Source organism: Gemmobacter sp. 24YEA27, from assembly GCF_030052995.1.
Classification (GTDB): Bacteria; Pseudomonadota; Alphaproteobacteria; order Rhodobacterales; family Rhodobacteraceae; genus Pseudogemmobacter.
In genome coordinates, this window is the sequence record NZ_JASJPW010000002.1 from 17,905 (window position 1) to 37,456 (window position 19,552).

Below are 19,552 nucleotides of genomic sequence, written 5' to 3' on the forward strand. Positions count from 1 at the left end.
GTTCAGTCTTTCTTAAGGCGGTAAAAGCGCAGGCCGTTATCCTGCATAATGCCCTGCATGGTCTCCGGAGCGTAAAGGCTGCCGAGCAGATCGCGGGCGAGATCTACGACCTGGCCATGGCTTGCCGCCAGGGTGCAGACCGGCCAGTCGGAGCCGAAGACCAGCCGCTCCGGCCCGAAGGCCTCGGCGACGAGGGTGACGAAGGGGCGGATGCGATCCGGCGTCCAGTCTGCGCCGGCCTCGGTCACAAGGCCCGAGATTTTGCAATGCAGGCCGGGCACAGTTGCCAGTGCGCGGATGCCGGCGGCCCATTCCGCATCGACCGGCCCTGTCATATCGGGCTTCGAGATATGGTCAAGGATCGCATGCAGGCCAGGCGTGGCCTGCAGCGCCTCGACCATAGCGGGCAGATGGCGCGGGAAGGTCAGGACATCGAAGGGCGTGCCACGTAGCGCAACTTCGGCAAGACTTGCGCGGAAGCGCGGATCGGCGATCAGCGCTGGATCATGTTCCTGCAACATCGGGCGCAGGCCGATCCATTTCGGCCTAGCGGCATAGTGATCCAGCCGCGCCGCGAAATCCGAGGCCAGCATGTCGATCCAGCCGACCACGCCCGCGACAAAATTCGTCTTCGCGGCGATATCCAGCAGGAATTCCGTCTCGGCCTCGGTCTCGGCGGCCTGGACCAGCACGGTTTGCGTGATGCCCGAGGCACGCATCAACGGCTCCAGATCCTCCGTGCCGAAATCGCGGTAGAGCGCGGTCAGTTCAGGGCTCATCCAGCCGTAATCCCCGCGCGAAACCTTCCAGAAATGCTGATGTGCGTCGAGCATCCGTCCCCCTCCTCAGCTGCGCAGCACGCCCTTTTTCAGGATGATATTGGCGTAAAGTCGGCGCTCGCCGGTCGCGATCACCGCGTAGGCGGCTTTGGTGCGGTCATAAAAGGCGAAGCGGTCGATCAGCTCCAGCCCGATCTCGCGGCCCTCGGCAGCTTTCGAGAGGCCCTCGAAATCGGCATAGATCGCGGGGCGCTCGCCGGGGGCATCCATCGCGGCAGTCGGCTGGTCGACGAAATCATCCAGCGGGAAGACAGAAAGCACCGCCTCCAGCGCGTCGGTGGCCGAGATCTGCGGCAGGCGGATCAGGCGCTGCGCGGCGCTCGCGGCGGGGAAGTTGGCGTCGGTGATCACCAGCTCATCGCCATGCCCCATATCGGAAAGGATCGCGAGCAATTCGCCCGTCAAGAGCGGGTTGATAGTTTTGAGCATGTCAGTCTCCAGTCAGGCGTTTTCGAGAGCGCGGTCGAGATCGGCCCAGATCGCCTCGGGCAGATCGGTGTTGAACCATTCGACATTCTGCGCCAGTTGCGCGGCGGTTTTGGCGCCGATCACCACGCAGGTGGTGGCGGGATGACGCATCGGAAAGCGGATCGCGGCGGCGGCCAGCGGCACGTCGTATTCGTCGCAGACGGAACGCAGGGCCTCGACGCGCGCGACAATCGCCGGATCTGCATCGGCATAGTTGAACTTCTTGCGCCCGCCCTTCGGCGCGGCGAGGATGCCGGAATTATAGACCCCGGCCAGCACCAGCGAGACGCCGCGCTTCTGCGCCAGCGGCAGGAAGGTCTCGCCCGCGTCGCGGTCGAGCAGCGAATAGCGCCCGGCCAGCATGCAGCAATCGAGATCGGTCTCCTCCAGCGCGTCGCGGATTACTTCCCACTCATTCACGCCAAGGCCGAAGCCTTTGATATTGCCAGCGGCTTTCAGCTCCTGCAGCGCGCGGAAGCCGCCGCCTTTTGTCAGCTGACCCCAGTGATGATCGTGCAGATCGGCATGTGTAACGCGGCCGATGTCATGGACATAGAGAAGGTCGATCCGGTCCATGCCGAGGCGCTGCTGGCTGTCATCATAGCTGCGCATCACGCCGTCATAGCTGTAATCGAACACCTCGCGGAACGGCAGACCGTTCCACCAGCCGGGGTCCAGCGGGTTTTTCGGTGGCTCGGGCGGTAGTTTGCGGCCGGCGCGTTCGGTCGTCATCAGGCGGCCGACCTTGGTCGAAAGGGCGTGGCTTCCGTCATGCTCGCGCAGGACCTGGCCGGTCAGATGTTCAGACCGGGTCAGGCCATACATCGGCGCGGTGTCGAAATAGCGGATGCCGAGTTCCCAGGCTTTCTGCAGCATTTCAACGGCCTGGGCGGTCGGCACATCGGCATAAAGCCCGCCAAGCGGCGCCGATCCGATGCCAAGCGCGGTCAGTTCCAGCCCGGTATTGCCGACTTTGCGGCGGGTTGCGGCGGTGGTGGTCATGGGTATTCCTCAGGTATGGGTTGCACTGCGGCGCCGGGTGCGGGCAAAGACCACCAGCCCGACACCGACCAGCAAAAGAGAGCCGCGCACGATCTGCCGCTCGCTGTCGGTCCAGCCGAGGAGCGCTGCGCCGTTCAGCAGGCCGATCAGGAAGATCACGGCGGTCAAGGTGCCGATCACATTGGGTTTGCCAAGCTTCAGCGCCATACCACCCAGCAGCACCGCAGTCAGCCCGTCAAGGAAGTAAGACGTGCCGAGATAGGGCTGACCGGAAGACAGGTTCCCCGCCAGCAGCACCCCTGCCAGCGCCGAGACAACGCCCGACAGGATATAAAGCATGAAGAGCATCTTATTAACCGGCACCCCGGCCTCGGCCACGGCATCGCGGTTCTGCTCCATCGCGTAGATATAATGGCCGAAGGTCAGCTTTTCCTGGATGAACCAGGCCAGCGCGTAAAGCAGACCGACAAAGATCGCGACCAGCGGCAGCACGCCGATTTTGACCGCCAGCAGATCGCCGACAAAGCCGGTAGAGCCAAGCGAGATCGAGGTGCCCTTGCCAAGTGCCGCTGCAAGTGAGGCCGCAAGCGCGCCAGTGGCAATCGTGATCACCAGCGCGGGCAACCGCAGACCGGCGACCAGAGCCGCATTGAGCAGGCCAAAGAGGATACCGACGCCAAGGCCGCCAAGGCTCGCCATATCCCAGCCGTAACCTGCCTGCACCAGCCATGCGGTGAACATATTCGACAATGCCGTCACCGACATGAAGCTCACGTCTATCTCGCCGGTCGCAATGATCCAGGTCAGGCCCAGAAACATCAGCGCTGCGATGGAAGAGGAGAGCAGCATACCGTGGATATTGCCGGGCGCGAGGAAGGTCGGGCGAAGAAAGGCGAAGGCGGCGAAAACCAGGATCACCAGAATGAAGAAACCATAGCGCATCAGCAGCTCTCCGCCATTGGGGGCCTGTCTCGCCGGGGCAGCGCGCTGCGCCGGGTGAAAGGTGGTCGCATTGCTCATGCCGATTTCCTCCGCGCCGGGAACAGATCGCGCAGCGCGCCGGAGATCCTCGGATCGAATATCGCGATGGCTGTGATCAGGACGGTCGAGACGATGGCGTCCGAGTAGTAGTAAGGGATCGCCAGCAAAGTGAAGCCGTTCAGCATCATCGACATCAGAAGCGTGCCGGACAGGGTGGCGCCGACCGAGGGGCGGCCGAACAAAGCCGCGCCGAGGTAGACGGCGGCAAAGGCGGGCATCAGCAGCTGATTGCCGGCGGTGACATTTGCCGCACCGGAAGACGCCACCAGCAGCGTGATCGAAAGGCAGGCAAGCGTACCGCACAGCGCGAAGGCGAGGATGATCAGCGCGGTCGTCGGTACCCCGGCAAAGCGCGCCGAAAGCCGGTTCTGCCCTGTCGCATAGAAGCCGGCGCCAAAGCGCGAGGCATGCAGCAACACACAGGCGATCAGCGCGGTACCGATCAGGATCGCGAAGGGCATATCCAGCCCTATGATCTTACGGTCATTCAGGTCAAGCAACCCCGACATGAAGAAATTCTGCGAGATCGAAGTGCCGTTTGAGTAGAAGTAGGAAAAGCCGATGGCCAGGCCGCCGGTCGCAATCGTGGTGACGATATCTGGAAGACCGAGGCGCGCGACCGCGATTCCGTTCACCAGGCCAAAGACAAAGCCCATCGCGAGGCCGCCGGCCACTGCGACCGACAACGGCATCCCGATGGCGATCAGCCAGCCCAAAGTCATCGCGCCCAGTGAGGCGACGCCCGGGAAGGAGAGATCGAAATGCCGCACAACGATCACAAAGGTCAGACCAAGCGCGGCCAGCCCCTGGACCGACATATGCCGCATCAGCGCGCGGATATTGCCCTCGGACACATAGGCGCTGTTTTGCATGGCAAAAAGCACGGTGATCAGCGCGCTCATCGCCGCAAAGGCCCCCAGCCGCCATAGGAGTTGGTTCGAAATCATGCTGCTTTCCCTCCGGTGGCGCTGCCCATGATCCCGGCATGAAGCAGCCTATCGCGGTCATCCCCCCGCACCGGCGCACCAATCGGGCGGCCGCGATAGAGCGCCAGCGTGCGATCAGCGACGCCATGTACCTCATCGCAATCGGATGAGATCACGATGACCGCCTTGTCTTTGGAAATCTCGCGCATCAGGGCATAGATCCTGGAGCGCGCACCGATATCGACGCCGACGGTCGGCTCGACAAAGATATAGACATCGGCCTCGCGGTAGAGGCCGCGCGCGATGACCACCTTCTGCTGGTTGCCGCCCGAGAAGCCGCGCAGATTGCGGTCGAGCTTGAGCGGGTAAAGGTCAACCTTTTGCGCCAGCTCCATCGCAGCGCGGCGATTGGCACCAAAGCGCAACAGGCTGCCGGTCGAGGCGCGGGAGAGGTTTGCCAGCGTGGTGTTGAAGACGACGTTTTCGTCCAGCGTCAGCCCCTCGGCCCGTCGGTCGCCAGGGACAAGGAAAATCCCCGCCTTCAGCGCCTGGGCGGGCGAGGAGAAACGTGTCTCACGCCCTTTCAGCATGATCTCACCCCGGTCGGGTCGGATCGCGCCAAAGAGCGCCTTCGAGAGTTCATCAACGCCCGAGCCCACCAGGCCGAAAATCCCGAGGATCTCGCCTTTGCGGGCCTGGAAGGACACATCCTGGAAGAGATCGCCCGAGCCAAGCCCGCGCGCTTCCAGCACGATCTCGCCATCGGCCAGGTCGGAGCGCGGCGGGAAGGTCAGGCCGGTTTTCGAATCCAGCATCAGGTTCGGGATTGAGATGTCGCGCTCACGTGCCTCGGCCACCGTATGGCAGGCCACCTTTTTGCCGCCCCGGAACACCGTGAAGCGGTCGGCGATCTCATAGACCTCTTCGAGGCGATGCGTGATGTAGATGATGGCGATCCCGCGTGCCTTCAGCATCGCCATCATCGCGAAGAGGGAGGCTTTTTCGCGCTCAGTCAGGGTCGAGGTCGGCTCGTCAAGGATCAGGATGCGCGCATTTTTCAGCCGAAGCGCGTGCAGGATCGCGACGATCTCACGCTCGACAGCGGGCATATCCGCGACCTTGCGGCTCAGGTCGATTTCAATCGGGAAACGCGACAGGATCTGGCCTGCGCGGGCGGCAATATCGCGGCGATTGACGCGGACGAAAAGACCGGGGCGCGCGGCCTCGCTGCCCAGGAAGATATTCTCGGCACCCGACAGATCGCCGACCAGTTCAGGGTGCTGCTGCACCACCGCAACGCCTGCCTCGATGGCCGCGCGCGGCGAGCCGAGCTCATAGCTCTCACCCGCGATCTCGATCACGCCGCGATCTTTCGCATAGACGCCCGACAGGATCTTGATCAGCGTGGATTTGCCGGCGCCGTTGACGCCAAGCAGCGCATGGATCTCACCCGCCCTCAGGCCGAAATCCACATTTTCCAGTGCTTTTACATCGCCGAAGCGCTTTTCAATTCCTCGCATCGACAGGATATCCCCTGCCTCAGCGCCTGCTCGGGTGCCAGTTCCGGTACCTTCGGCCATGTTCCGTATTCCCTGTCTGACGGATCAGAAGACGCGGGCGGCAGGGGAGTGCCACCGCCCGCGAGTGCATGTCAGAGGCTGCGCCTCAGAGCACGCGGTTCCAGCCAAGCTTTGCCGCTTCGCCCGGGACGTCATAGGTGTCCGGGATGGTGTCGAGTTTGTCGAGCATGTCCTTGGTCACGGCATAGGTCGGCGTGATGATGAAGCGCGGCGCGGCGCGGCCGGCGGCCACTTCATGCGCGAAGAAGGCGTTCATATAGGCCATCTCGTAGAAGCTCTGCGCCATTGTGATTTTGAACGGCGAGTCGGCCTTGATATATTCAAACGACTGCTGACCGCCGTCGATGCCGGTGATGATGGTGTTGCGTCCGGCGGCGCGGATCGCAAGCATCCCCTCCGACGCGGCGCCATCCCAGGCGCACCAGATGGCATCCAGTTCCGGGTTTGCGGTCAGGACCTGATCGACAACCTGGCGCGGCGTGGTCGAGCCGCCAAGCGCGAAGGCGATTTCCGAGACGATCTCGATTTCCGGGAAGCGGACGAAAACCGATTTCGCGCCGAGCGTGCGCTGATCCCAGCTTTCATTCGACGGCAGTGAGACCAGCGCCACCTTGCCTTTGCCGCCCAGTGTCGAGGCGATATATTCCGCCGGATAGGCGCCGAGGCCGAAATTGTTCGACATCGCGGTCGAGGTCACGGTGGCATGCGGCACATAGCTGTCGCCGATGAAGATCGGCACGCCCGAGGCCACGGCCTGCTGCACAGCCGGCGAGATCGCGGCGGCATCTGCCGGGGTGATGAAGATCGCGGTCGGCTTCGTTTCGACGAAAGCGAGGATCTGGTCGGCCTGCTTTTTCACGTCATAATTCGCGTCGGCGATGGTCAGCGTGCCGCCTAGGCGGTTCACCGCGTCCTGATAGCCGTTGACGATATGGCGGCCGGATTCCCAGACGGTCCAGCCCAGCGAGGCGCAGAATTTCAGATCGGCGCTTTGCGCGAAGGAGTAGTCCGGGCGCAGAAGCGTCGCGGCGACGGTGGCCGCAGCCCCGGCCGAGAGAAGCCCGCGGCGGGTCAGGCGCAGACCGCTGTGGCTATGGACCAGCTCCGGCGTTTTGGTGTCTTCAGTCATGTCTTCCTCCCTCTGTCGGCCCTGCCCTTTTGGCGGTATCGGCCGGTGCAAACCCTGATGGGTCGTGCCCTTGTTCCCTCCCGGAGCAAAGGCGGTATGCCCGGGCGCCCTTTCGGGCATCCGGGGTGGTCGCGGTCTGGCTCAGGCGCTTTCGCGTAACAGACCGAGATATTCCTGCTGCGTCGCGACGCGCGGATTGGTGGCGTGGCAGTGATCCTTCAGCGCGGCATGGCTGACTTGCTCCATCATCGCCTCGGTGACGCCCATCGCGGTCAGGCCGGAGGGCATGCCGATGCGGCAGTTCAGATCTGCGACCACCTGATCCGGCGCGCCGCCCATCCGTTTTGCCAGCACATCCCATTTCGCGCCGATTACGGGTCGGTTGAAACGCAGCACGGCCGGCATCAGCACCGCATTCAGGGTGCCGTGATGCAGGTTCAGCTCTCGGATCGCACCCAGCGGATGGGTCAGAGCATGCACCGCGCCGAGGCCCTTCTGGAATGCCATCGCACCTTCCAGCGCGCAGATCATCATGTCGCGCCGCGCATTGGCATCGCTGCCATCGCGCATCGCGGGCTCAATCGCGTGCAGCCCGTGATCCAGGCCATGCAGCGCAATCGCCTCGGCCGGCGGGTTGAAGGCCGGCGCCATATAAGTCTCGAGGCAATGCGAGATCGCATCCATTCCGGTCGCGGCGGTCAGGCCGCGCGGCAGGCCATAGGTCAGCTCCGGGTCGCAAAGCGCGATCGAGGGCAGCATGAAGCCCGAGATGATGCCGAGCTTGCGGCCATCGGCTGTGATGATGACGGCGGCGCGGCCAACTTCCGATCCGGTGCCGGAGGTGGTCGGCACCGCGATCATCGGGCAGATGCGGCCATGGATCTTCGAAAGACCACCGGAAACCAGCGTATACTGGTCCAGCGGACCTTCATGGCCGGTCAGAAGGCGCACGGCCTTCGCCAGATCCAGCGAGGAGCCGCCACCAAGCCCGACGATACCGTCGCAGCCTTCCCCCACATAAAGCGCATGCGCCGCGATCACCGCCTCTTCGGTCGGGTTCGCGGGGTCTCGGCAAAGACCGTCGCGTTTTCGAGAAGGTCCGCAACCTTAGCCACGAGGCCGGTCGCGACCAGCCCTGCATCGGTGGCGATCAGCGGGCTCTTGACGCCCAGGCCCGCCAGAAGTTCCGGCAGACGGGCAATCGCGCCCTCGGCGAATTCGATCCTGGTCAGATAGTTGATCGTGCTCACAGTGCCGCGCTCCGCAGCACCGGGTGACGTGATTTCGGCATGTCTTCCTCCCGCATCGGGTGCTGCTGCCCTGCAGCGCTCCAGGCGATTCTTGAACCGCACCTTCAACCCAACTAATATATGAGTGGCATAGCACAGCGATATATGAGTTTGTCAAGAAGCTAAGAATTGCTGTTGCATTTTCTTTTTTTAAGGGCGTATTCGTAAGGGGAGTGGGAGGAAAGTATGCAGAATCGCACGCCGCAAAAGGCCGAACAAGTATATGAGTTGCTGCGCAGATCAATCATCCTGCTGGAGATCGAGCCGGGCGCGGCGCTTGTCGAAAAGGATATTTGCGCCGAACTTTCGATCTCGCGGACCCCGGTGCGCGAGGCGGTGCTTCGCCTTGCCGAGGAAGGTCTGGTGAATGTGATTCCCCATTCCGGCACTTATGTCAGCCGCATCTCGCTGCCGGTCGCCGAAGAGGGGTTCGTGATCCGCCGCGCGCTGGAAATCGAAAGCGTCCGCCGAGCCGCGACCCATTACACCGAAGAAGGCGGCGTGCTGCTGAATGCCACCATTGCGCGGATGCGGGATCTGGTCAGCAATGGCCGGCTTGAGCTCTATCTTGATGAGGATGATGCCTTCCATGCCGGCATCGCCCGCATGAGCGGCATGCCCCGGATCTGGAAATTCATCACTATGGCCAAGGTCCATCTCGACCGGATGCGCCAGCTTTCTGCTCCGGTGCCGGGCCATCTCGGCGCCGTGACCGAACAACATGCCGCCATCGTCGCCGCTATCGCTGCGGGCAAGCCCGACCAGGCCGAGCTCGCGATGCGGATCCATCTCGAGGCCTCATTCGATGTGATGATCCGCCTCTACCAGGACCGGGCGAACATGTTTCAGCCCGCAGAAGACTGAGCCAGGAAAGACCCGAAATGCCTGACGCCAGAAACTTTGTTTCACCACTGATCAGACTGAATTCAGCGGATAATGTCGCTGTTGCTCGTGAGACCATCGACCCGGCAGAGCTGCCCGAGGTCGAGGGGATCCGCCCTCTGACCCGTATCCCGCGCGGCCATAAAATGGCGCTGAGGCCGATTGCGCGCGGCGCGGCGGTGACGAAATACGGCCAGACCATCGGTTTCGCGACCGATGACATCCATGCCGGCTCGCATGTCCATGTGCAGAACCTCGCCGTAGGCGAGTTCACCCGCGAATATGCTATCGGCGTTGACGCCGTGGACCCGGTCATGGTGCCGACGGCAGATCGCGCCACATTCATGGGTTATCTGCGCCCCGACGGCCGGATCGGCACGCGCAATTATATTGCGGTGATTTCCTCGGTGAACTGCTCGGCCACCGTTTCAAAAGCGGTCGCTGCGCATTTCTCGACCCCCGGTGTGATGGAGCGTTGGCCGGGGGTCGATGGGGTAATCGCGCTGACCCATGGTGGCGGCTGCGCCTTCAACACGAAGGCCGAGGGTTATACCTACCTCGCCCGCACAATCGCGGGTTACGCGACACATCCGAATATCGGCGGCGTGCTGATGATCGGTCTGGGCTGTGAGACCAACCAGATCCCGGCGCTTTTGGAGCGCGAGGGGCTGGCGGAATCCGACCGGCTGCGCACGATGACGATCCAGGCGGTCGGTGGCACCCGGGCGACGGTTGCGGCGGGGATCCGGGCGATTGAGGAGATGATGCCGATCACCGGCGCGGCAAAGCGCAGCCCGCAACCTGCATCTGGCCTGATGCTGGCGCTGGAATGCGGCGGCTCGGATGGCTATTCTGGCATCTCGGCCAATCCGGGCCTGGGCTGTGCCGCCGATCTGCTGGTGCAACACGGCGGCACCGTGATCCTTTCGGAAACGCCCGAGATTTACGGCGCCGAACATTTGCTGACGCGGCGTGCCTCGCGACCCGAGGTGGCACAAAAGCTGCTCGAACGCATCGAGTGGTGGCGCGATTACACCGAGCGCAACAACGCCGAGATGGACAACAACCCGAGCTACGGCAACAAGGCGGGCGGGCTGACGACCATCCTGGAAAAATCCCTCGGCGCGGTGGCCAAGGGCGGTGTCTCGCCTCTGAACGCGGTCTATGAATATGCGGAAAAGGTCACGGAACACGGACTCGTCTTCATGGACACGCCCGGCTACGACCCGATTGCGGTGACTGGCCAGATCGCCGGCGGCGCCACTCTGGTGGCCTTCACCACCGGGCGCGGCTCGGTCTCGGGGTTCAAACCCTCGCCGACGCTGAAGCTCGCCAGCAATTCGCAGATGTATCGCCATATGTCCGAAGACATGGACATGGATTGCGGCACCGTGGTCACCGGCGAGGAAGATATCGAGACCCTGGGCCGGCGGCTCTTTCAGCTTCTGATCGACACCGCCTCCGGCCAGCTCACCCGCAGTGAAGAGCTGGGCTACGGGGATAATGAATTCGTGCCGTGGCAGGTCGGCGCGGTGATGTGACAGCCAGACGGCACCGCCAGGATGCGTGCCGGTCCAGCTTTCGGAGGAGAACGGATATGAACACGGTCGCGAAGCATTATGATGTTGTGATCGTCGGCGCAGGTGTGGGGGCGGCGCGATGGCGAACCGTCTGGCCGCCACCGGCGCGAAAGTTTTGATGATTGAGCGCGGCAATTACCTGCCGCGCGAGGCTGATAACTGGTCGGTGAAGGCGGTCTTCCATGACCGCAAATATACCGCCAAAGAGACCTGGCGCGACAAGGACGGCAAGCCCTTCCACCCCTCGACCTTCTACTATGTCGGCGGCAATTCGAAATTCTTCGGTGCGGCCACCGTGCGTTTCCGCACGGAGGATTTCGAGGATCTGGAGCATGAGGACGGCGTCGCCCCGGCCTGGCCCTGGACATATTCCGAATTCGCGCCCTATTACGACGAGGCCGAGCGACTGATGGGCACGCATGGCACCGCCGGCGCCGATCCGATTGAGCCGCCGCGCTCCGGCCCCTTCCCCTACCCGACCATCGGCCATGAGCCGGAGATGGAGGCGATTGCCGATAAGCTGCGCAGCAAGGGGCTGCGTCCTTTCCCGCTTCCCATCGCGATTGACCGCCACAAAGGCGGCGCCTGTGTGCGCTGCGCCACCTGTGACGGCTTCGCCTGCAAGCTCGGCGCGAAAAACGATGCCGAGGTGCGGCTGGTGCGCCCGGCTTTGGCAACCGGTCAGGTTGATCTGGTGCTGGATACCAAAGTCCTGCGCCTGATCACCGATGCCACCGGCAAGCGCGTGACCGGGGTCGAGATTGAACGGGGCGGCGAGACGAAGGTGATCGAGGGCGATCTGTTCATTTCCTCGGCCGGTGCGATCAATTCCTCGGTGCTGCTGCTGCGCTCAAAGAATGAGAAACATCCGGGCGGGATCGGGAATAACACATCGGACCTCTTGGGCCGCAACTATATGGCCCATAACAACACTGCAATGATGGCGATCCATCCCTTCCGGAAGAACAAGGTCACCTTCCAGAAGTCGATGGCGATCAATGACTTTTACCTTGCGAACCATCACCGGCCCTACCCCTTGGGCAACATCCAGGGGCTCGGCAAGCTCCAGGGCGGAATGCTGACGGCGAATGTGAAATTCATTCCCGAATGGGCGATGGATCTCTTTGCCACCCGCTCGGTCGACTGGTGGATCATGTCGGAAGACCTGCCGCATCGCGACAACCGGGTCACGCTCGACAATGATGGCACGGTCAGGATCAGCTACACGCCGAACAATGAGAAGGCGCATAATGAGCTGGTCAAGGTCTGGGCAAAGACCATGCGCTCCATCGGCTATCCGCTGATCATCACGCAGCGCATGGATATCACCGTCTCGATGCACCAATGCGGCACGGCTGTGTTCGGGCGCGACCCCGCGACCTCGGTGCTCGATCCCTGGTGCAAGGTCTGGGATGTCGACAATCTTTATGTCGTCGACGCCTCGTTCCTGCCCTCATCCACCGGCTTCAACCCCTCGCTGACCATTGTGGCGCAAGGGGTGCGGGTTGCCGAACATCTTGCCCGCGACGTGCTGAAAACCAGCGCCGCCGCCTGACATACCGATTTCGGGGAGGAAATCATGTCCGCAAAACCGAAGGATATCTTCGATCTCACCGGCCGCGTGGCCATCGTCACCGGCGCCTCGCGCGGAATTGGCGAGGCGCTGGCCTACGGCCTCGCCGGGCGTGGAGCAAACGTGGTGGTGAACTACAATTCCGCGCCGGAGCGTGCCGCGAAAGTGGTCGCGAATATCGAGGCAATGGGCGCGAAGGCCATCGCGATCCAGGCCGATATATCGGACGAAGACGCCGCCGGCCGCCTGGTAGCCGAGACCGTTCAGGCCTTTGGCAAGCTCGATATCCTGATCAACAATGCCGGCATCGTGTTGCCGGCTGCGGCGGAAGCCTGCTCCATCACCGACTGGCGCCGTACGATGGCGGTGAACCTGGATGGCGTCTTCCTTGTGTCCCGCGCGGCGGGGCGGCAGATGATCGAACAAAAATCGGGCGCAATCATCTCGGTCGGCTCGATGTCGGGGCGGATCGTCAACTGGCCCTTCCGCCACGCCGCCTATAACGTCTCGAAAGCCGGTGTGCATATGCTCACCAAGGCGCTGGCGACCGAATGGGCCGAGCACGGGATCCGCGTCAACGCCATCGCGCCGGGCTATATCCGCACCGAACTGACCGATGAGGTCTTGCGCGAACATCCCGATGTGGTGCGCGATCACTGGGCCAAAGGCGCGGTGCAGGACCGCATAGGCTCGGTCGATGAGCTGGTCGGCGCGGTGGTCTACCTCGCTTCTGACGCGGCCAGCTTCACCACCGGCGAGATCATCACCATCGATGGCGGCCTGACGCTGCGCTGAGGAGAGAGACATGGTTCAACGTGGTTTTGGCGGCCCGCTCCGCTATGTGCAGGGGCCGGGCGTGCTGGCCGATCTGGGGCAATATGCGGTGGGGCTGGGCGCAAAGGCGCTGCTCCTGGTCGATGCCTTTGTCGAGAAAACATATGGTGAAGCGCTGCGCGCCTCTCTGAAATCGGCAGGTGTCGAGACGGTTTCAACCGTGTTCGGCGGCGAGTCGACCGAAGCGGAGGTGGCGCGCGTCGCCACGCTGGCCAAAGGCGCCGCCGTGGTGATCGGGGTCGGAGGCGGCAAGACGCTCGACACTAGCAAGATCGCGGCGCGCGATGCCGGCGCGCGGATCATCACCGTCCCGACCATCGCCTCGACCGACAGCCCGACCAGCTCCATCGGCGTAATCTATACCGAGGATGGCGTCTATGTCCGGGTCGAGCGCTGCTATCGCAACCCCGATGTGGTGCTGGTCGACAGCGACGTGATCCTGCGCGCGCCGGCGCGTTTCCTGGCCGCCGGCATGGGCGACGCGCTTTCGACATGGTATGAGGCGCGCTCGAATTTCGAAAGCCGTTCGAACAATTACATCGCGGACGGCTATGCGGTGACCGTCGCCGGCGCTCAGATCGCCCGCGCCTGCCATGAAACCCTGATGCGCGACGGGCTGAACGCCTGGGAGGCCGCGAAAGCCGGATGCCTGACCGACGCGGTCGAGAATATCATCGAAGCGAATACGCTGCTCTCGGGCCTCGGGTTCGAGAATTGTGGCGTCTCGGGCGCGCATGGCATCCATGATGCGCTGACGATCATGGAACCGACGCATCACTTCTTCCACGGCGAAAAGGTGGCCTTCGGGATCATCTGCCTCCTCGTGCTGGAAAACCGCGACCGAGCCGAAGTCGAAGAGGCCGTGCGCTTCTGTAACGCCATCGGCCTGCCGGTGCGGCTGGCCGATCTTGATCTCGCCGATGTCTCGGATGCCGACTTACTGCGCGTTGGAGAAGAGGCTATGAAGCCGACTAATGTGATCCACTCAGTCCACCGTCATTTGACGGCGCGCAGCATCGCCCATGCTATTCGCACCGCGGATGTTATCGCGACCAGCCTGACCGGGCCGAAGCACGCCTGATATCCCCCCCCGAAAAGACGGGGCAGGGAGGAAGACATGACTGGAATCCATCCGGCTCCGCCGCCAAACTTGGGCGGCGATGAATAGAGCTGCGCACTTAGGTGCGGAGACGCGCCAGAACTTTGGCCCAATTCGGGCTCTGAAATCACTCGATCTCGACCCGCGCTCCGCCGAAGTTCACGCGCTGATGGGCAAGCCGCATAAATCTGGCCTACGCCGGATGGTTACCAGCATAGCTGACAGAGTGCGTGGACGTGGCGCCGGCGTGACGAACTTGTCCCATAGGGCATTCTTCCATTCCAAAGAAAGGATCGTACCAGCAAACCTTGGGATCAAACACTTTATGTGTCCCGGGTCCGCTACATTAGCCTCATCGCGGCTCCCGGCCAAGAGCTGCGATGGGTTGAGATACAGCGCAGAACGCCTTGTGGTCTGACCAGGATCGTGAGCCGGGCTGAGCCCGCCTCTCTTCACCGTCTCGAACAGTTGACGGAGGCCCGTTTTGCGGGACCGTGAAGCATAAGGAAGAGAGAGTGATATGATACCAGTAGCGGCCGTGATCGGCATAGATGTTTCCCGCAATTGGCTCGAAGGCTTTTGTGCGTCGAGCGGGCGATGGCTCCGCCTGCCCAACACCGCAGCCGGCCATGCGCAACTTCTCACGCAGCTCCAGGATTGTCCCAACCAGTGCGGGTCGGATTTGAGGCAACAGGCGGTCAGGGATGGGTGCTCTGGTCCACGTTTGTCGCGACCGGGGCGGAGGCTCTGCAGCTACCACCGGCACAGATCAAGGCCTTTGCCCTTTCGCGGGCACACGGGCAAAGACCGACAGGAACGATGCCGAGCTCATCGCGCGGTTCATGCTGTTCAGGCCTGAAGCCGGGCGAAAACTGCCGGGAGAGAACCTGCGTATTCTCAATGCATTAACAACACGCAGGGCAGAGGTGGTAGAGATGCGCAGACGGCTTACTGCGCAGATCGCGGCGCGCAGGAAACAACAAGTCCCCGCCGATCTCGAGGCTATGGATGCCAACTTCCTGGCAATGCTGGACGCTCAGGTCGGTGACCTTGAGCACCGGATCAAAGGTGCCATCGGGCAGGGCTTTGTTGCGCTATTCGTTATGAAGTCGGATTTGCCCCTTTCCCAGACATCTTCAGCGCCTGCGAACGGTCTCGGGCGTGCCGAGTGATGTGAAGCGGCTCATGAATGCGATGCGGATCTGAACCTCTGCATCCTGCCTGTCGAAGTCTCTGGCCATGATGCGCTCGCCGAGGAGTTTAATGGATCTCATCCTGGCTTCCACGCGGCTTCGTCGGTGACATTCTGACCATTTCTTCCAGTTGGCCATGCCGAACCGTCTGCAGGCCCGTAGCGCCTCATTTTGCGCCTGCAGGCCCGGATCCATGCCCTTCCATGCCTGGGCATTCCGTCGTGGGGGGATGAGGGCATCGGCCCTTCGATCCGCGATGGCGGTGTGACAGCCTTTGGTGTCATAGATGCCGTCGGCGGTGACACTGCCGATCCGCTCCTGCGCCGGGAATTGCTCCAGCAGATCGGGCAGAACAGACGCATCGCCGATGCGGTTTCCGGTCATCTCGACCGCCCGCACTTCCAGCGTTTCAGCGTCGATAGCTATGTGGATCTTGCGCCATCGCCTGCGGCGAATGGCTCCATACTTGCTGACCTGCCACTCACCTTCGCCAGAGCACCTGATCCCGGTGCTGTCCACCAACAGATGCAGCGGCCCGGGCGCCGCATGATACGGGATCTGCACATTCAGCTGCTTCTGCCTGCGGCAGAGCGTGGTGTAGTGTGACACGGGCCAGTCGAGACCAGACAGGGCCAGCAGGCTCTCCACAAACCCTGTCGCCTGCCGCAGCGGCAGTCCGAAAAGCACCTTGACTGAAAGTCAGAATTGGATGGCCGCTGCCGGGAGCCTCTCAGGATGACCTGGCTTGCCATTCGGGGCGCGAACCAGGCCCGCTCAGGGTCAATCACACCATCAGAGAGCCGCGGCGCTTCAGGGCTCGACTATAGCCAGACCAGTTCGTCGTGCGGAAAACAGGGATCGGCTTGCTCATAGGGTCAACGTAACCCGCTGACTCAGAAACATGAATCCGGGAAACCGCAGGATAGTGCAACAAAGCCCAATGGCGTTAAAGCGCCTCATCATACCTCCTCGACGAAACGCCAGAGCTAGGAAGGGCCACGATCCGGGCCTGCGATCGCGCAGCGAGGCCCTGAGTGCTTGCATACGCTACGGTCGGGCCAACTGGAAGAAATGGTCCGGGTCTCACTGACGAAGTCGGGTCGAGGCCTGGATGCGATGCGTTAAACTTCCAGGCGAGTGCATCCTGGCCAGAGGCTTCGACAGGCAGGATGCCAAGGTCCAGAGTAACCATCCGGCGTAGGCCGCAGTTATGCGGCTTTGGCGATGGGGCTGCGCTTCCATTTCCAGGGGAGCAGTTCCGGCAGGCGCGACACTGGCATGTCGGGGAGTCGTGCCAGGACATCGGCCAGCCAAGCCTGAGGATCGACGTCGTTCATCTTGGCGGTGACGATGAGGGAATACATGAAGGCGGCGCGTTCGCCGCCCCGGGGCGAACCGGTGAAGAGCCAGGCTTTGCGGCCGAGGGCGATACCGCGCAGGGCTCGTTCGGCTGAGTTGTTCGTCAGGCAGATGCGGCCGTCGTCGAGGAAGCGGGTGAAGGCGTCCCAGCGGCCGTCCTGCTCGAACATGTAGTTGATGGCCTTGGCGACGGGGTTGTGCTTCGACATCCGGGCGCGCTCGGCCCGCATCCAGTCGTGCAGGTCTTCGACCATCGGGCGCACCAGCCTCTTGCGGGTATCTTGGCGCGCTTCGGCGCCCATGCCGGTGATCTCGCGCTCGGCATCGAAGATGGCATCGATGCGTTTGACGGCTTCCAGCGCGATGGGCGAGATCTCTTCGGCGACCGATCTGCCCTTACGGGCGGTGGCCTTGATGTCGGCCAGTTCGAAGAACTTCCGCCGGGCGTGGCTCCAGCATAGCGCGCTGAACACCGGCGCGGGTTTGCGGGCCGCATCGTAAACGCCGTTGTATCCGCCATAGGCGTCGGCCTGCAGGATGCCGGTCCAGCCCGCCAGATGCCGGGTCGGATGTTCCATCCTTCGGTCGGTCGAGAAGTAATAGAGCGCCGCAGGTGGTGCCCCGCCTGCAAAGGGGCGGTCATCGCGCAGATAGGTCCAGAGCCGGGCCGTCTGCGTCCCGCCCTTGGCCATCAGTGGCACGGTCGTATCATCCGCGTGTAGTCGTTCGGCGCCGAGAACATGGGTGCGGATCAGATCGTGGATCGGCTGCAGCGCGACGCTGCAGGCCCCGACCTGGTCGGCCAGCGTAGACAGGCTGATCTCGACACCTTCCTTGGCATAGCGTTCGGCCTGCCGGTTCAAGGGCTGATGCTGGCCGAACTTCTCGAAGAGCACCATCGCCAGCAGGTTGGGGCCGGCCCAGCCCCGAGGCGTGGGGTGGAAGGGGGCCGGTGGTTGGCTGATCTTCTCGCAATCCCGGCAGGTGAACTTCTCGCGGATGGTCTGGATCACCTTCCACTGCCGGGGAATGACCTCCAGCGTCTCGGTGATGTCCTCGCCCATCTTCACGATGCGCGTCGACCCACAACAGGTGCAGGAGGCCGGGGCTTCGACCACCACGCGCTCCCGCGGCAAATGATCGGGAAACGGCTTGCGGGACGGACGGCGACGTTCGAAAGCCGCAACTGTGGTCTTCGCCACGGCGGCATCCGTCTTTGCCCGATCCTGCCCAAGGTCCGTCTCCAGATCCTTAAGCTGCATCTCGAGTTGTTCGATCAGCCGGGCGTGGCGTTCGGCGCTGTGGCCGAACTGCTCGCGGCGGAGTTTGGCGATCTGGAGCTGCAAGTGCCGGATCATCACATCGGAGGCGGAAACGACGGCGCGCGCCTGTATCAGTTCATCCTCTGCAGCAGCAGTGCGCGCCTCTGCCGCAGCGAGGGCAACACGCAGGATATCGATCTCCGAGGGGGTCTCCGACATGCGAAGGCCTACCACAGGGATGCAAAACAGTCCAACAAAACAAAGGATTTTGGGGCTGTCAGCCCGCCGAGGCAGGCCGCTGCGTCCAGCGCGGATTGCGCCAGTCGATCCCCTCGAGAAGATAGCCGAGCTGCGCCGCCGAGACAGGAACGGCAGCGCCGTCCCGGCTCACCGGCCAGATGAACTTCCCCGCCTCCAGGCGCTTCAGATAGAGCGACATGCCGACCCCATCGTGCCACAGCACCTTGATCAGATCCCCCCTGCGCCCGCGAAAACAGAAGATCTCGCCACCGTGTGGGTCGCGCCCCAGCCCCTGCTGCACCTTCAGCGCCAGGCTGTTCATCCCGCAGCGCATGTCCGTCACCCCGCCCGCGATCCAGACCTTCGCCCCAGCCGGAAACGCGATCATGCCCGGTCCAGAACCTGCACCAGACGCGCCAGCAGCATCGGATCGATGGCGGCGGCGACCGCAAGCCTGCGCCCGTTGGCCAGCGTGATCTCGACGTGGTCTTCGCGGTCGGAGGTCGGCTCGGTGGTAGATTGGCGGCATGCCGTGCCAGCAGTATCCGAAGCAACCTGCACCGCAAGAAACTGCGGGCGACTGCCAGCGACAAGTTGACCGGACCGAAAATCCCGACGCCACCGCGTCAGCAGTGCCCGCGAAATCTCGTAACGCCGAGCCGTCGCGGCGCATTGCCGAAAACCCCGAAGGCTCTCTTCGACAATCCGAACCTTCTCGGCATCCGTCCATTCCCGCCGCCGACCTTTGTCGACAACCGAGAGAACCTCGATCTGTGATCTGAACTTAGGGTCATCCATAAGGTCAGCGTCTTAGCCGACATCAGTCCCCTTCATCAGACGGCCCTCACCGGATGGATACGGTCCAGATCCGGATCGCACACAGGAACAGCTTCACATCACTCGGCACGCCCGAGACCGTCCGCAGGCGCTGAAGATATCTGGGAAAGGGACAATCCAGCCTCATCCCGAATAGCGCAAAATAGCTCATTGCCTATGTCAGCCGTCATATGACGCTCATGCCCGGTGACATCATCGCGACAGGGACCCCGCCGAGTGTCGGTATGGGGATGTGCCCCGAGCCGGTCTAGCTGGCTGCAGGGGATGTGGTCGAACTGGGGGGCCTTGCCTTGGCAGACAAAGGCAAAGGGTCGTGTGAAAACTGACCTGCCGGGTGTAGGTGTGCCCTTTCAAGACGCTCAGGGTTGAGAGCGATGAGGACGCTGAACAGGCGTCCTGCTGAGACCGTTCGGGCCGAC

At 62.8% G+C, this 19,552-nt stretch carries 18 protein-coding genes and 3 pseudogenes; 8 read left to right on the forward strand and 13 right to left on the reverse strand.

Translation table 11 applies throughout. The features are described 5' to 3' along the window. Positions 1 to 2: 2 nt before the first annotated feature. From QNO18_RS17555 to QNO18_RS17595, 9 genes are all read right to left on the reverse strand, one after another. Positions 3 to 833 (reverse strand): amidohydrolase family protein, encoded by an 831-nt coding sequence (locus QNO18_RS17555; protein ID WP_283178856.1) that lies wholly within the window; start codon positions 831 to 833, stop codon positions 3 to 5. Between the two features lie 12 nt (positions 834 to 845). Beyond that, the gene (locus QNO18_RS17560; RefSeq protein ID WP_283178857.1) at positions 846 to 1,268 is read right to left on the reverse strand and encodes an RbsD/FucU domain-containing protein; all 423 of its coding nucleotides are present in this window, start codon (positions 1,266 to 1,268) and stop codon (positions 846 to 848) included. Between the two features lie 12 nt (positions 1,269 to 1,280). Further along, positions 1,281 to 2,309, reverse strand: a complete 1,029-nt coding sequence (locus QNO18_RS17565; protein WP_283178858.1) for an aldo/keto reductase — start codon at positions 2,307 to 2,309, stop codon at positions 1,281 to 1,283. Between the two features lie 9 nt (positions 2,310 to 2,318). Continuing rightward, positions 2,319 to 3,329 (reverse strand): ABC transporter permease, encoded by a 1,011-nt coding sequence (locus QNO18_RS17570; protein ID WP_283178859.1) that lies wholly within the window; start codon positions 3,327 to 3,329, stop codon positions 2,319 to 2,321. Beyond that, positions 3,326 to 4,297 (reverse strand): ABC transporter permease, encoded by a 972-nt coding sequence (locus QNO18_RS17575; RefSeq protein ID WP_283178860.1) that lies wholly within the window; start codon positions 4,295 to 4,297, stop codon positions 3,326 to 3,328. Before QNO18_RS17575 ends, QNO18_RS17570 begins: the two co-directional genes overlap by 4 nt. Further along, positions 4,294 to 5,796, reverse strand: a complete 1,503-nt coding sequence (locus tag QNO18_RS17580) for a sugar ABC transporter ATP-binding protein (RefSeq protein WP_283178861.1) — start codon at positions 5,794 to 5,796, stop codon at positions 4,294 to 4,296. Before QNO18_RS17580 ends, QNO18_RS17575 begins: the two co-directional genes overlap by 4 nt. A gap of 145 nt (positions 5,797 to 5,941) precedes the next feature. Beyond that, positions 5,942 to 6,985 (reverse strand): sugar ABC transporter substrate-binding protein, encoded by a 1,044-nt coding sequence (locus tag QNO18_RS17585; RefSeq protein ID WP_283178862.1) that lies wholly within the window; start codon positions 6,983 to 6,985, stop codon positions 5,942 to 5,944. A gap of 141 nt (positions 6,986 to 7,126) precedes the next feature. Then, a complete protein-coding gene (locus QNO18_RS17590) occupies positions 7,127 to 8,026 on the reverse strand; it encodes an iron-containing alcohol dehydrogenase (protein WP_283178863.1) in 900 nt (299 codons plus the stop codon). Beyond that, complete coding sequence (locus QNO18_RS17595) at positions 8,023 to 8,235, reverse strand: iron-containing alcohol dehydrogenase (protein ID WP_283178864.1); 213 nt, start codon at positions 8,233 to 8,235, stop codon at positions 8,023 to 8,025. The genes QNO18_RS17590 and QNO18_RS17595 overlap by 4 nt, the downstream gene beginning before the upstream one ends. 225 nt (positions 8,236 to 8,460) lie before the next feature. Here QNO18_RS17595 and QNO18_RS17600 point away from each other — a divergent pair, with 225 nt between their 5' ends. From QNO18_RS17600 to QNO18_RS17625, 6 genes are all read left to right on the forward strand, one after another. Beyond that, a complete protein-coding gene (locus QNO18_RS17600; RefSeq protein ID WP_283178865.1) occupies positions 8,461 to 9,138 on the forward strand; it encodes a GntR family transcriptional regulator in 678 nt (225 codons plus the stop codon). Between the two features lie 17 nt (positions 9,139 to 9,155). After that, positions 9,156 to 10,697, forward strand: coding sequence for an altronate dehydratase family protein (locus tag QNO18_RS17605; RefSeq protein WP_283178866.1), 1,542 nt, complete (start codon positions 9,156 to 9,158; stop codon positions 10,695 to 10,697). A 118-nt stretch (positions 10,698 to 10,815) separates the two neighbouring features. Further along, entirely contained in the window at positions 10,816 to 12,291 is a 1,476-nt protein-coding gene (locus QNO18_RS17610) for a GMC family oxidoreductase (RefSeq protein ID WP_283178867.1), read from the forward strand. Positions 12,292 to 12,315: 24 nt separating this feature from the next. Further along, on the forward strand, positions 12,316 to 13,104 hold the full coding sequence (locus QNO18_RS17615; protein WP_283178868.1) for a glucose 1-dehydrogenase: 789 nt from the start codon (positions 12,316 to 12,318) through the stop codon (positions 13,102 to 13,104). Positions 13,105 to 13,114: 10 nt separating this feature from the next. After that, positions 13,115 to 14,224, forward strand: a complete 1,110-nt coding sequence (locus QNO18_RS17620; protein ID WP_283178869.1) for a glycerol dehydrogenase — start codon at positions 13,115 to 13,117, stop codon at positions 14,222 to 14,224. A 722-nt stretch (positions 14,225 to 14,946) separates the two neighbouring features. Then, positions 14,947 to 15,414 carry a transposase gene (locus QNO18_RS17625; protein WP_283178870.1) on the forward strand — a complete coding sequence of 156 codons (468 nt, stop codon included), beginning with the start codon at positions 14,947 to 14,949 and terminating at the stop codon, positions 15,412 to 15,414. On the opposite strand, the pseudogene QNO18_RS17630 reads toward QNO18_RS17625, so the two are convergent. Further along, positions 15,379 to 16,306: pseudogene (locus QNO18_RS17630) on the reverse strand (IS5 family transposase). The gene QNO18_RS17625 and the pseudogene QNO18_RS17630 overlap by 36 nt on opposite strands. 87 nt (positions 16,307 to 16,393) lie before the next feature. On the opposite strand from QNO18_RS17630, the pseudogene QNO18_RS17635 reads away from it, so the two are divergent. Beyond that, a pseudogene (locus QNO18_RS17635) lies at positions 16,394 to 16,618 on the forward strand (IS5/IS1182 family transposase); the annotation flags it as partial. Between the two features lie 25 nt (positions 16,619 to 16,643). Here the strand turns inward: QNO18_RS17635 and QNO18_RS17640 are convergent. Genes QNO18_RS17640 through QNO18_RS17650 form a run of 3 tightly spaced genes read right to left on the reverse strand, consistent with a single transcriptional unit; the run spans position 16,644 to position 19,094 of the window. Further along, positions 16,644 to 18,275: an IS66 family transposase gene (locus QNO18_RS17640; RefSeq protein WP_283178871.1), complete on the reverse strand. Its 1,632-nt coding sequence runs from the start codon at positions 18,273 to 18,275 to the stop codon at positions 16,644 to 16,646. Between the two features lie 58 nt (positions 18,276 to 18,333). Then, positions 18,334 to 18,684 (reverse strand): IS66 family insertion sequence element accessory protein TnpB, encoded by a 351-nt coding sequence (tnpB, locus tag QNO18_RS17645; RefSeq protein WP_283178872.1) that lies wholly within the window; start codon positions 18,682 to 18,684, stop codon positions 18,334 to 18,336. After that, entirely contained in the window at positions 18,681 to 19,094 is a 414-nt protein-coding gene (locus QNO18_RS17650) for a transposase (RefSeq protein ID WP_283178873.1), read from the reverse strand. The genes tnpB and QNO18_RS17650 overlap by 4 nt, the downstream gene beginning before the upstream one ends. Positions 19,095 to 19,279: 185 nt before the next feature. Between QNO18_RS17650 and QNO18_RS17655 the strand changes: the two are divergent. Next, positions 19,280 to 19,381, forward strand: a pseudogene (locus QNO18_RS17655) (fumarylacetoacetate hydrolase family protein); the annotation flags it as partial. Positions 19,382 to 19,552 lie beyond the last annotated feature (171 nt).

Excerpts from the sequence above, each read along its gene's own strand:
- QNO18_RS17570 (WP_283178859.1), bottom strand. The coding sequence starts at position 3,329 with ATGAGCAATGCGACCACCTTTCACCCGGCGCAGCGCGCTGCCCCGGCG.
- QNO18_RS17555 (WP_283178856.1), bottom strand. The coding sequence starts at position 833 with ATGCTCGACGCACATCAGCATTTCTGGAAGGTTTCGCGCGGGGATTAC.
- QNO18_RS17565 (WP_283178858.1), bottom strand. The coding sequence starts at position 2,309 with ATGACCACCACCGCCGCAACCCGCCGCAAAGTCGGCAATACCGGGCTG.
- QNO18_RS17560 (WP_283178857.1), bottom strand. The coding sequence starts at position 1,268 with ATGCTCAAAACTATCAACCCGCTCTTGACGGGCGAATTGCTCGCGATC.
- QNO18_RS17605 (WP_283178866.1), top strand. The coding sequence starts at position 9,156 with ATGCCTGACGCCAGAAACTTTGTTTCACCACTGATCAGACTGAATTCA.
- QNO18_RS17620 (WP_283178869.1), top strand. The coding sequence starts at position 13,115 with ATGGTTCAACGTGGTTTTGGCGGCCCGCTCCGCTATGTGCAGGGGCCG.
- QNO18_RS17575 (WP_283178860.1), bottom strand. The coding sequence starts at position 4,297 with ATGATTTCGAACCAACTCCTATGGCGGCTGGGGGCCTTTGCGGCGATG.
- QNO18_RS17650 (WP_283178873.1), bottom strand. The coding sequence starts at position 19,094 with ATGGATGACCCTAAGTTCAGATCACAGATCGAGGTTCTCTCGGTTGTC.
- QNO18_RS17615 (WP_283178868.1), top strand. The coding sequence starts at position 12,316 with ATGTCCGCAAAACCGAAGGATATCTTCGATCTCACCGGCCGCGTGGCC.
- QNO18_RS17600 (WP_283178865.1), top strand. The coding sequence starts at position 8,461 with ATGCAGAATCGCACGCCGCAAAAGGCCGAACAAGTATATGAGTTGCTG.
- QNO18_RS17610 (WP_283178867.1), top strand. The coding sequence starts at position 10,816 with ATGGCGAACCGTCTGGCCGCCACCGGCGCGAAAGTTTTGATGATTGAG.
- QNO18_RS17580 (WP_283178861.1), bottom strand. The coding sequence starts at position 5,796 with ATGCGAGGAATTGAAAAGCGCTTCGGCGATGTAAAAGCACTGGAAAAT.
- QNO18_RS17640 (WP_283178871.1), bottom strand. The coding sequence starts at position 18,275 with ATGTCGGAGACCCCCTCGGAGATCGATATCCTGCGTGTTGCCCTCGCT.
- tnpB (WP_283178872.1), bottom strand. The coding sequence starts at position 18,684 with ATGATCGCGTTTCCGGCTGGGGCGAAGGTCTGGATCGCGGGCGGGGTG.
- QNO18_RS17625 (WP_283178870.1), top strand. The coding sequence starts at position 14,947 with ATGGGTGCTCTGGTCCACGTTTGTCGCGACCGGGGCGGAGGCTCTGCA.
- QNO18_RS17585 (WP_283178862.1), bottom strand. The coding sequence starts at position 6,985 with ATGACTGAAGACACCAAAACGCCGGAGCTGGTCCATAGCCACAGCGGT.